The organism is Rufibacter roseus (assembly GCF_001647285.1).
GTDB lineage: Bacteria > Bacteroidota > Bacteroidia > Cytophagales > Hymenobacteraceae > Nibribacter > Nibribacter roseus.
This window is the reverse complement of the sequence record NZ_LRML01000017.1, coordinates 1-12810: the sequence shown is the minus strand read 5'-3', so window position 1 is coordinate 12810 and position 12810 is coordinate 1. Positions and strand designations below refer to the sequence as shown.

7 protein-coding genes are annotated in these 12810 nt (G+C 44.1%); 5 read left to right on the top strand and 2 right to left on the bottom strand.

Going from position 1 to position 12810, the window contains the following annotated elements; genetic code table 11:
• Positions 1-10 precede the first annotated feature (10 nt).
• Positions 11-3205, bottom strand: a complete 3195-nt coding sequence (locus A8O23_RS18575; protein WP_153042279.1) for a hypothetical protein — start codon at positions 3203-3205, stop codon at positions 11-13.
• A complete protein-coding gene (locus A8O23_RS18570) occupies positions 3202-4368 on the bottom strand; it encodes an NAD(P)/FAD-dependent oxidoreductase (RefSeq protein WP_239693449.1) in 1167 nt (388 codons plus the stop codon). Before A8O23_RS18570 ends, A8O23_RS18575 begins: the two co-directional genes overlap by 4 nt.
• On the opposite strand from A8O23_RS18570, the gene A8O23_RS18565 reads away from it, so the two are divergent.
• The 5 genes from A8O23_RS18565 (at position 4348) to A8O23_RS18545 (ending at position 12455) form a co-directional block, all read left to right on the top strand.
• The gene (locus tag A8O23_RS18565) at positions 4348-4998 is read left to right on the top strand and encodes an MBL fold metallo-hydrolase (protein ID WP_239693448.1); all 651 of its coding nucleotides are present in this window, start codon (positions 4348-4350) and stop codon (positions 4996-4998) included. The two genes, A8O23_RS18570 and A8O23_RS18565, sit on opposite strands and share 21 nt — an antisense overlap.
• Before the next feature lie 37 nt (positions 4999-5035).
• Positions 5036-5743, top strand: coding sequence for a CDP-alcohol phosphatidyltransferase family protein (locus tag A8O23_RS18560; protein WP_066624713.1), 708 nt, complete (start codon positions 5036-5038; stop codon positions 5741-5743).
• A 338-nt stretch (positions 5744-6081) separates the two neighbouring features.
• Positions 6082-9969 carry a type IX secretion system sortase PorU gene (porU, locus tag A8O23_RS18555; protein WP_066624712.1) on the top strand — a complete coding sequence of 1296 codons (3888 nt, stop codon included), beginning with the start codon at positions 6082-6084 and terminating at the stop codon, positions 9967-9969.
• 29 nt (positions 9970-9998) lie between these two features.
• Positions 9999-11162, top strand: coding sequence for a type IX secretion system outer membrane channel protein PorV (gene porV / locus A8O23_RS18550; protein ID WP_066624711.1), 1164 nt, complete (start codon positions 9999-10001; stop codon positions 11160-11162).
• Between the two features lie 6 nt (positions 11163-11168).
• On the top strand, positions 11169-12455 hold the full coding sequence (locus tag A8O23_RS18545) for a M16 family metallopeptidase (RefSeq protein WP_066624710.1): 1287 nt from the start codon (positions 11169-11171) through the stop codon (positions 12453-12455).
• Positions 12456-12810 lie beyond the last annotated feature (355 nt).

Sequence of the window (12810 nt, the reverse complement as noted above, 5' to 3'; positions counted from 1 at the left end):
AACGTTTATATTAGAAGTCGTAACCCAATGAGAAGTAGTATTTAGGTCCTTCACGTATCAGCTCCTTTTCACCCCAAGCCATATCAAAGCGGCCGTAGACCCCTAACAAGGTTGTTCTCACTCCCCAGCCATAGCCATACATGAACGGGTTCCGGAAGTTGCGTACAATCACCTCAAACGGTGGCTGCGGCACAGGCTGTATGTTTACTGAGTTGTCTTCAGAGAAGGGATTACCCGTGTTATAGGCCGTTCCTGCCTCAAAGAATCCAACTCCCTGGAAGTTTCTAAAGAAACCGGAGTTGATAGGCCCCTCAAACAGGTACTGAAACAATGGCAAGCGGAACTCTGAGTTCCAGAGCACATAACGGGTACCGTTGCGGGCATTGTAGTTGAATCCACGTAAAGGGGTGGCAAACTCCAGATAGAAGAAATCGGCCGGAGTCATGTTGTTGTTGTAAACAGGCACATCGTCTTCAGAGGCATTGATCCAGTTATCTACCCCGCCTAAGAGGTATTTTTTAGGCGATGGTCCAAATGAGTGCCCGTAACTTAAACGGTTAGCCCAAATGATTTCTTTGTGAATTTTCTGATAATGACGCAGGTCAGCGTAGAATTTACCGAACCCTATTTCTTTTTCACCTATGCCATACATGCGGGTAACACCCACTTTCATACGGGTACCTTCGCGCATGTTCATGCCGGTAACCACTGAGTTATCAAAAACAAGTTCGCCACCAACTCCGGCAAAATCCATGACCACGTCAGGCACAGAGAAATTTTCAATGAATGTGTACCTTATGTTAGAATACCGTGGCAGCAACTTTACACTTAATGCGTTTGTTAACGGATAGCTAAGCGCAGGCATTACTTCATGCTTGTGCAACCTTCTTCTAACAGCACCTCCATTTGTTACCTGCAATACACTCTGCTTTAGGTAACCAATACGGTAGTCGTACCGGTTCTTAAGGTTTGAGTACTCAGCGTAAAAGTTCGTTGTTTGTAAATCAGTAAGGGCGAACACTCCTCCCCTGATTCGATAGTCCTCAAAAAGGTCGGCCATGCCTACCTCCATTACAAACCCGAAGCCCAACAATGGATCTGCGTGTATGGAGGTAATAATGTTGTTTACCCCAAATCTTAAATCATAAGATCTTGGTCTGCCTAAAGACTCGGCGTTTGTAGGGGCCACTGACAAAATTGTTCTGGGCTTTTGCGGAGCTACCGGAGTAACCGTAGTACTATCTGACTGGGCAGGAGCCGTGTTTGGCTGTAAGGCAGCAACAGAATCGGCGGCGGCTTTGGCAGCCAATGCAGCCGCTACTCTTGCTCTTTCCTGCTCTAAACGCCGCTGGTAATGACCCTCCAGTACCTGCTGGCGCTTTGTTTTGAAACTTTTATCACCTACTGCCGCCAAGGTAAACCCAGGGTACACATACGCATACTCCTTTGATCTATCATCGGCTATGAAGGCAAGATTTCCGCTTTTACTGCTGTAGTCGTAGTCTTTGATGTTCTGCCGAAAATCTGTCACTCTTTCTACAGTGCCGGTTTTAATATTCTGGCGGTAAAGTGACCGAATACCTGTTTCTTCCCCAATATAGACTATCTCATCTTCAGATAAACCTCTAGGCTGCACCTCATTGGCCGGTGAATACGTTAACTGCCAGAACTTAGAAGGGGTGGTATTGGGGTCATAGACAAAAATGTTGTAGTTGTCTGAAACAGCCCCAAATTTTGCCTGAGCCGACTGCAATGAGTCTTGAAAACGGTTGGAGCTGAACAGAATTCGGCTGGCGGCACCTGGCATAAATGATGGGTTTAGTTCATCAAACACGTCTTTGGTCAGCTGTTGCTGCAAACGCGAACCTCGGTACAGAAACAAATCTGTTTGTCCGTCTCTCACGCCGCTCAGCACCATCAGTTGCCCGTCATCTGAATAATCAAAGCCGGTGATTTGGGAGTAAGCGGCCAAAGACATGACACGTTCATTGTCTCCGAATAACCTTCTTATGGCATCTACCACCGGAACATGCCGGTTGTTTGCATTTTGCTGCCTTAGCTGCAGCTTGCCTTTTTTGTAATCTGTTATACCCAACACAGACTCAGAACGCCAAGCCAACAAGGGCACCGAGGTGTCCATTTTCTGGTTAGGCATTTTAAACCCGCCGCGGTAGATTGTTTTCTGACGATCGCGCTCCAGATTACGCACAATTACTTTGTAGCTACCCCTGTCGTACATTACATAGGCTAGTTGCTTTCCGCTGGGGCTAAGCACAGGCTCAGAGTATAAGTAACTGCGGGCATTTATGCGCTTTATTTTATTTGCTTTATCAGCAGTTGGCAACTCCCCTTCGGCAAAACTGTTGGCGGTTACATAATAGGCAAACCAATCGCGCATGAACCGCTTGTAGGGCATGTTCAAACTACTGGCAATACCAATTTCAATATCACGGGTTATGCGGGTAAGGTTTAGAATATTTTGAATAGCAGAGGGCCCATGCCGTTCTACAATATAGCTCCAGATAGATTGGCCTGTCAGGCGTTGATTCCGCGCAAACAGAGGTTCAGGGCGCCTGCCACCGGTTTTGTCTATCATGTCGCGCATGTAATCATCCATTTCCACGCTCCAGCCTTCGGCTATGTAAGAAGCCGCACCAGTCACAAACCAGTCAGGCAAACGCAACAGGTAATTGCTTTGGATCACTTCTTTCAGGCTACCGCCATACATCATGTCTGACAACAGCAGTTCTGAAATGCTGTAGGTAAGCTGCCGCTTGAACTCCGTCTGTGACCCCTCATAGGCCACCTCAATTTTACTTTTCACAAAGAGCGCATCGTTGCCCCCTTTATATGGGTCATCAATCAGCCCAATGTTACTCTGCTTCAGGTCAGAAACCGAGTTATAGATAATTAGCGTGATTTTAGAGTAGGGGAAGTAACCAATCAGCGACGTGACACGCTTCAGTTCCTTTTCTGCGTACTCAGCGGCATGCTGAGCATGCTCCATGCCCCCCTGCGAGTAGTACACATTAAAGTTTTGGGTGCTGTAGTACTGCCACACAAAGCGTTTGTACTGAATCCGGTTCTGGCCGAAATCATCTGGGGCAACTACCTGGCCTTTTGTAACAGCGGGTACTCCTACCAGCAGGAGCAACAACGCTAAACGGCCCATCATATATAGTAAGCGAGTAGAGAATTGACTCATCTGTTTGACTTAGATGCTAAATATAAAGAAAAATATCGGGCAATGTTAGCCTCTGCCCAAAGAGGTTTATCCTCTTCTAAAGCAGCAATTAGTTGCTGTGCCAACAACGGAGCCATTAAAACCCCTTTTGAACCCATGCCATTGAAAATGGCCACTTGGGATAATTCGGGGTGGACCCCAATAAGCGGTTTACGGTCACGCACAGCAGGCCTTATGCCTACATACTGTTCTGTAATATCAAATGGTTTCTTTAAAATTTCCTTAATTTTTCCAGAAAGCTCTTCCTTGCTTTCCTCAGAGATTTCTTCAGTTAAGTCGCGCCAGTTATACGTGGCCCCTACCCTATACTTCTCCCCGCCTAAAGGCACAACGTAAACTGCTTTGTTATAGATATATTCTGCCTTGAAATCAGGCACTTTTATATCTAAAATTTCACCTTTGTTCAAAGAGAAAGGCAACCAATTGAAGTAGGGGTTCTCAGCCCCCTGGGCACCTTCGCAGAAAATTATTTTCCGGGCCTGCACATCCTGATACTGTACTCCATGGGGTACCATCTGCAACTGGCTTATATCAAACGGTTGAGAGCGCAAGACATTGCGTGCGGCTAAGTCTTTTTCCCGCAGACTTAGAAAAGAACGCAGGGCCACATAGCCTCCTTTCTTTATCAGCAGCCCACCCAACTCCTGTGACACATTCTCTGAGGGAGGCAGGTGCAAATGAGTGGTTTCCACATATTCCTGCCAGGAAGTATCGGCGCTTTTCCCCATCCAGGTGTTCTGTTCTTCAGGGGTGGAGAATAACTTTAGAATGGGCTTTTGGAAGAACAGCTGCTCGCCATACTGCTTTTCCAGGGCTTGGTAAAACTGGGTGGCCACAGGCAGAAATGCGTCAATCTGCCAGCTTTTGGCAAACCGTTTACCCGCCACCGGATTAATCAATCCTGCCGCTACTCTTGAGGCAGCATTGCTTTTGGGCACATCATACACCACAACTGTTTTACCGCTGTTTTCTAAAAAACAGGTCAAAATAGCGCCGGCTAAGCCATGGCCAACCACCAGATAGTCATAAATCATAGGGCAAGGTACGGCTTGTGCCGCTGAAATGCGTAACTTAGAGCCATCAAAATAACGTTGTAAGAACCTATGATGTCTGTTGGTTTGCAAATAAAGAGCTTCACGTTCAATCCTTTCGCTGAAAATACTTATGTACTGTTTGATGACACAAAGGAGTGCGTGGTGATTGACCCCGGTTGTTCAAACCAACAGGAGCAACAACAGCTGAAGGATTTTATTCAGCGGCAAGAACTGAAAGTGGTACGTTTGCTGAACACACACTGCCACATAGACCATGTGTTGGGTAATAAATTTGTTGCAGACACCTATAACGTTCCGCTGGAGATACATGAAAAAGACCTGGAGGTGTTACGTGCCGTGCCAACCTACTCAGCGGCCTATGGTTTTCCGCAGTACCAGGAAATTTTACCGGAGAAATACCTGAAAGAGGGAGAGAACGTTTCTTTTGGTGAAACTGAGCTGCAAGTGCTTTTTACCCCTGGCCATGCACCGGGCCATGTGGTTTTTTACCACGAGCCCAGCCAGAACGTAATTGGTGGCGACGTTTTATTTCACCGCAGTATTGGCCGCACTGATTTGCCCGGCGGTGACCATGAAACTTTACTTCAAAGTATCCGAACCAAGTTGTTCACTTTACCAGATGAAGTAACCGTTCATCCTGGCCATGGCCCTTCTACCACCGTTGGCGAAGAAAAAACCAGCAATCCGTTTTTGAGCTAGTTTTAGAAAAAGAGGGCAAAAACGCACCTTCCCATTCATGAAAAAGAACATACCCAATTTTATCACCTGCCTAAACCTGCTGTGCGGCTGTTTAGCCATTTACTTTATTTTTCAGCAGGAGTTGGTGACGGCTGCTTACTTGGTTGTCATTGCCGCCGTGCTTGACTTCATGGATGGCATGGTAGCACGGGTGCTGCATGTGTATTCTGAAATAGGCAAACAATTAGACTCACTAGCCGACATGGTTTCTTTTGGTTTTGTACCCGGGGCTGTCATGCTGCAATTATTTTCGCGCAGCCTTGAGTCTAATGGCTTTACTGAACCAGTTGCCTCCATGCTACCGTTTCTGGGCTTTTTGATCACTATTTTTTCAGCCTTGCGTTTAGCCAAATTCAATATTGACACCCGTCAAACTACTTCTTTTATTGGTGTACCCACCCCGGCCTGTACTATGTTGATTATTTCTTTCCCGCTCATTATGGCTAATGACTCTTTTGGGCTGACAGAAGTTATTTTGAACCCTTACTTTCTCATTGGCATCACGTTACTGTTCTCTTATTTGTTGGTAGCGGAACTGCCCCTGTTTGCTCTTAAATTCAAAACCTTTGCCTGGAAGGGGAATGAGATTAGGTTTATCTTCCTGGGGCTAGCCATTATTTTTTTTCTAGCGTTAAATTTTGCCGCCATACCTATAACTATAGCCTTATATATTTTACTTTCTCTCATAAAACCCTCCGTTTCATAAGTTCGCTGCCCGTTAAGCCTTAAACACACTACATAAGTTGTTTTATTTCAATGGGAAAGCTTCTTAAACTTGGTATAAAGGCAAGTGCATCTGAAAAAAGAATGGATGTACTAATTGGCTTTTGTTTTCGTTTACAACTTTAAGAAGCGTAGAAAGCCGCTGTGGACCATGAAGTTGAAGATGCGTGTAGAAAGCTATTGGTTAACCTAATGACGGAATTATTTTCTTACCGCCTTACAGGTATCTAAACATCTCAATAGGCATATAGACCCAAAAACTTGGCTCTGAACCTATGGAATGGGTGCTGTGTTGCGGAGTAAGTACTTTAACCAGTGTACATGCGTTTGTTAAGAAAATCTCTTTTTGTTGCCGTAAACTTTTGGGCATTTGTGGCTACGGCATGGGCTCAGTCAGAAGATTCTCGTGTTATTCACTGGCGAAATGCACCTGCTACGGCTTTTGGTCTTTCTGCTACCCCTCCTGCTGCCCCTACTTTTGATGAAGCTGCTTATAATAGTGGTGAAGGAGTACCTTATTATGTGCTGACTATTTCTAATGCGGCCGTTACCTCCTTTGAATTTGTACAAGCAGAGTTTGCACCTCTTACCGCAGCTGAGGCACGTTATTTTCCTAGCAAAGAATTAAAATCCCAACTTGACCCCACCATTACAACAGGTACTGCCAACCGAGTGCCTATGTCCACCATTTTCTTCAAGGCCCTTCGCCTCAATCCGCAAACGGGGGCTCCGGAAAAATTGGTAAAGTTCAGCTATCGTTATCAAACAGGCGGTAATACCCAAAGAAGACCTACTAACCAAACGTTTGCCCGAAGAAACTATGCTACCACTTCTGTTTTAAGCAGCGGCGACTGGTATAAAATAGGAGTGACGGCAAGCGGCATTTACAAAATTGACAGAGCCACTCTGCAGGCCATGGGCATTAATGCGCAGTCTGTCAATCCAAAAAATCTGAAGTTGTATGGTAACGGGGGCGGTATGTTGCCCCAGCCTAATTCAGCTCCCCGTATTGATGATTTAAAAGAAAACGCTATTTGGGTTCAGGGCGAGAGTGACAACTCATTTGATAACAGTGATTATATTCTTTTTTACGGAGAGGGGCCACACACTTGGTCACACACTCCAAACGCGCCATCGCCCTTTACACACTCTTATAATCTTTACAGTGATACTACGTATTATTACCTGCATGTTGGTGCAACCGCTGGTAAACGAATAGCGCCTGCCTCTTCTGTTTCTGGTTCATTTCCTGTCATCAGCAGCTTTGACGAAAGAGCGTTTCATGAACAGGACTTGGTAAATAGGGTTAATTCAGGCCGGGAATGGTACGGTGAGGAGTTTAACAACTTCACCAAAGAGCGTTCCTTTACTTTTCCAGTTACAGATTTAGTGCCTAATACTCCTGTTAAAATCACATCTTCGGTATTAGGTTTCTACTTGAGCAATGGTTCTTTTGTAAACGTTAATCCGTTCACCGTTACTTTAAATGGAGCAGAAGTTGGTAAACACAGCTTAAACTCCATTGTTATCAGCGACTACAATTTACAAGGCAGAAATGACACCAGGCATTTTAATGGAATACCTTCTGGAAATAACGGCCTGAACATATCTTACACCTTCCACCCAGGAAGTTTTTCTACGGCCACAGGCTTTCTTAATTACGTGGCTATTGTAGCACAAAGGCAACTAAAGCTATTTGGCAACTCCACAAGCTTCAGATCAACCGAAAGTTTAAAGCAGCCTTTCAGCACGTTCCAAATTGCCGGTGTTCCCTCCGCTAGTGATTTTAAAATTTGGAACATCACAAATCCACTGGAACCTCTTAATCAGCAGTATTCTGTTAATAACGGTACTGCCGTCTTTTCCGCTAGTAGTAGTCAATTGCACGAGTACATTGCCTTTCAAGGCAACAGTTTTCCTGCTCCTACCTTCGTCAAAAAGGTAGCCAACCAAAATCTGCATAGCCTAAGCGGCGAAAACATTGATCTGGTTATTATTGCTCATCCAGCATTCTTGACACAAGCTCGCCGCTTAGCCGATCACCGCCGCACTAAAACAGGCCTTCAGGTAGAGGTGGTCCCATTGCCTCAGATTTACGAGGAGTTCTCTTCAGGAAGGCAAGACATTACTGCCATTCGTGATTTCATGAAAATGCTGTATGACCGCAGCAACAAGCGGGGCGAGCAGCAACTCAAACTTCTCTTGTTTGGCGATGCCTCTTTCGATTACAAGAACAGACTACCGCAGAATACAAACTTTGTTCCTATTTACGAGTCAAGGCAATCCCTTGACCCTATAGAGTCTTATTCATCAGATGACTATTATGGCTTTTTAGCAGAGGAAGAGGGAGAGTGGTCTGAAACTGATTTTTCTCAAAGTAGGAACCACTACCTTGATGTCGGCATTGGCCGCTTACCTGCTAAATCCGCAGCCGAAGCAGATTTGATGGTAGATAAAATCATTGGGTATGAAAGCCCTCAAACCTTTGGTAACTGGCGCAAGCGTCTTGTTTTCTTAGCGGATGACGGTGATGGAAATGAGCATTTGCTTGATGCTGAAAACTTGGCGGAGAAGAATGTAGAACAGCAGCATCCGGAGTATCTTGCCCAAAAGATATATCTAGATTTATACCCACAGATCTCAGTGCCGAATGGCAAACGTTCTCCTGAAACAAACCGGAATCTGCGAGAGGCCATTGAGAAAGGCGCCTTACTGGTAAATTACACCGGGCATGGCAACGTGGTTAGCTTGGCTGAAGAGCAGATTTTAACTATAAATGAAATACAGAGCTGGAAAAACGCAGATAAGTTAACGTTTCTATTGACCGCTACCTGTGAATTTGGGAGGTATGACGACCCGCGTCGCAACTCAGGTGCTGAAACAGCTTTATTACACGCTGGAGGTGGGGCCGTGGGCATGGTGACCACCACCCGCCCGGTTTATTCAAACGGTAACAAGAAGTTTAATAGCGAGTTCTTTAATGTTCTTTTTGTACCTACTGCAGATGGCTCTATGCCAGACTTAGGTTTACTGTTGGCCAAAGCTAAAAACAACAGCTTAGGCTATCGGGTCAACAACAGAAATTTTGCGTTACTGGGAGACCCCTCTATGACTCTGGCATATCCAGAACTGAAAGTTGCCCTTAGCACCATTAATGGAAAACCTGTTACGGCGGCCACCACAGATACCTTGAAAGCGTTAGCAAAAGTAACTATGGAAGGCATGGTGACCAATGCACATGGGCAAACCGTTAATGATTTTCAAGGGCAGGTGCATGTTACAGTTTTTGATAAGCGCACTTCTGTGACCACGTTAGGTGATGAGCCTAGAGATACTAAGCGGGAGGTGATGGTCAGGAATAACGTTCTTTATGATGGCTTAGCCAGCGTACACAATGGCTTATTCAAAATTTCTTTTGTGGTACCTAAAGATATAAATTACCAGGTAGGGTTTGGAAGCATTCATCTATATGCCTTTTCATCCACTACAGACGGACATGGCGCTGCCGTTGCACCCGTTGGTAGCGCAGACGCCACTGTATCTGCTGATAACACTCCTCCAGATATTCAGTTGTATATAAATGATGAGTCTTTTGTCTCTGGAGGTATAACAGGGAAAGACGGTATTATCTTAGCGCATTTGTTTGATGATAATGGTATCAATACTGCCGGCGCAGGCATAGGCCATGAGATTACAGCCGTTCTTGATGATAAGAATTCAGAGCCGTTGCTGTTAAATGAGTTTTACACTGCTGATGTAGATTCGTACCAATCAGGAAAAGTAAGATATCCTTTTAAAGATTTAGCTCCAGGCCCGCATACTTTGCAATTGAAAGCTTGGGACACCCACAACAACTCCAGCACTTCTAAAATTGAATTTATTGTAGCGTCTACCGAACAATTGGCTTTAGAGCATGTCTTTAATGTACCTAATCCTTTTGTCTCTTCTACTACCTTTCAATTTGACCATAACCGAGCTGGCCAAGAGCTTGATGTCCTTATTCAGATTTTTACCGTATCTGGTAAATTAGTTAAGACATTACATGGCATTAGTGACGGCAGCTCACATTTTTCTGGTATTACTTGGGATGGACGTGACGATTATTATGATGTTTTAGCGAAAGGGGTATATATTTATAAACTTAATGTTCGTTCAAGACTAGATGGCGCTACTACCTCTCGCTTTGAAAAGCTAGTTTTACTTAAATAACGTATTCTGATTACACCAAAAACTTCTGCATGGACTTTATTACGCTTAGATTTAGTGCACTTAGCTGCCTCTTTGTTATAGCAGCCAGCATTTCGGCTTTAGCACAAAATACTATTGGCCAAAACGACTCATATAGGCCAATCATAACTGCCGTGCCTGTACTTACTGTTTCTCCAGATGCTCGTTCCGCCGCCATGGGTGACGCAGGTGTAGCCATTAGTCCTGATGCGAACTCTCCTCATTGGAACCCTGCCAAGCTAGGCTTTTTAGAAACTGATTTTGGAGCCGCCCTTTCTTATACTCCTTGGTTAAGAAATATTGTGAGTGACATGCACCTGGGATATTTATCAGGGCATAAAAAGCTTGGTGAAAATTCTTCTCTAGCAGTTTCATTGCTGTACTTTGATTTAGGTGAGATTAGGTTTACCAATTCACAAGGTGATCAAACAGATTACTTCAACCCCAAGGAATATACTTTCAATGTTGCTTATGGCCAAAAGTTGAGCGAGAACCTGAGCCTAGGTGTTGGAGCCCGTTTTATTCGTTCAAACTTAGCCGGTAACACAAATATCTCTGGTTCTAGCCAAGGTAGTGTTGAATCTCAACCAGGCAATTCGGCAGCAGTTGATTTGGGTATCTACTATACCAAAGACTTAACCATTGGTGCTAGAAATTATAACCTAGCCCTTGGGGGAAATATATCGAACATTGGTGGTAAAATCACCTATTCGACCGCTGGTAGAAGAGACTTCTTACCTACCAACCTTAGATTAGGTACTGCCATTACCATGGAACTTGATCCGTACAATAAGATTACTTTAGCAGTTGATGGTAACAAGCTTTTAGTGCCTTATTCTCCGCCAGACGATGCTTCAGCTTATGAAGAGACGAGTGTATTCTCTGGAATTTTCCAATCGTTCACTGATGCCCCAGGTGGTGCTTCAGAAGAGCTGAAAGAGGTAAATATATCCACAGGACTAGAGTATTGGTATGACAACTTGTTTGCCGCCAGAGCTGGTTATTTCTATGAAAATGAATTAAAGGGAGGCCGTAACTATTTTACCATGGGTCTTGGTATTCGTTATCAAAAGTTTGGTGTAGATGCCGCTTACCTTATTCCAAACGAGCAAGGTAACCCATTGGCGCAAACCTTACGTTTCACCCTTCATTTCAAATTAAGTGAAAATGACTAACCCTCTATGGATTTAAACAGAAAAGAAGCTCCCCCTATTGCAGATATTGTTATCGATACGGCTCTACACCCTGAAGTAGTTTCTATTTCATCTGGAGTCAAAGTACATATACTAGAAGACAACATTCAACCCATAGCACGGGTTGAATTTGTTTTTAGGGCTGGTAAGTGGTACCAACCTAAGGCTGGTGTTGCTTCTCTTACAGCTAAAATGCTGAAGGAAGGAACTCTTCAAAAAAGTGCTAAGCAAATTGCTGACTCTATTGATTTCTATGGTGCATCCTTAGAAATCTCCCATGGCTTCGACAGATCTACTCTTACTTTATATTGCCTTTCAAAGCATCTAGAGCCCCTACTACCTTTGGCTCTGGAACTTATTGAACAACCTGCTTTTCCAGAAGAAGAGTTTGAACTGATGAAGCAAAGAGTCATTCAGACCCTAGCTGTTGATAAGCAAAAGAACAGCTACTTATCAAGTGAAACCTTCACTTCGGCTATTTATGGACAAGACCACCCTTATTCAAACTTGATAAATGAGGAAGAAATTGCAGCAATAACTATACAGGATTTGAAAAATTTTCATAGCTCATGCTATAGGTTAACTAATTCTGAAGTTTTTCTTACTGGTGAAATTCCAGCTTCTTCAAAAAACCTTCTTTTTGCTGTTTTAGATGGCTTACCTGCACAAGCTGTTCAAAATACAGAGTGGAATCAAATCTTAAATTCTGGTACTACTCCTCAAACTATCTTACAACCATCCAGTAATAAGATGCAAGCGTCCATCAGAATAGGGTGTACTGTTGTTCCACCTGGCCATTCTGATTATGCCGCTTTCTATGTATTAAACCATACATTGGGTGGATACTTTGGCGCCAGGCTGATGAAGAATATAAGAGAAGACAAGGGCTATACGTATGGCATTTATTCTTCAATTTCTTCAAAGGAAAAAGGTTCTTTGTTTTCTATTGGAACTGACATTAAAGGGGATAAGATTAATGAGACTTTGACAGAAATTTCTAAAGAAATTTCTGCCTTACAACATGAACTTGTTCCAAAAGAGGAACTGCTTACTGTACAAAAACATATCGCAGGTAAATTTATTTCTGATACGTCTACCATTTTCGACAAAATGGATAAGTATAAGAGCACTGTCTTTTTTAATTTGCCTCCTGATTTTTATTCTCAGTTACAGCACTCAGTAAAAGATCTCACATCTACAGAATTAAAGAGTATAGCTGAAAAGTATTTGAAAGAAGAAAGCCTTTATATAGTTGTTGTTGGAGGTGAGCATTAGATCTAACAACAAAAGAATTTATCTCACATAAAAAAGGGGAACAGTATAAATCTGTTCCCCTTTTTTATGTGAGATTGTTACATATCCATTCACCTGTCCTACAGCTTACCTTCGGCGAGTGCGTCTGGAATGTCTCCTTGTCCCACTGAAAATATTTTCACAGAACCCTGCGTGCCCCAAGAGTTTCCCCCCCTGCCTAGCTTCCCTGGTTCCTTCGGCGGCTGTACCCACTCCGTGCTCAGTCTTACCTGGATGATGTGTTCGGGCGCGGCGTGAAAAGAGGAGAGGCCCCGGCTGCTGTCTCCAGCTGTCGGGGCCTCCTTGTTGGGGGTTGGCGGCTACCTACTCTCCCGCG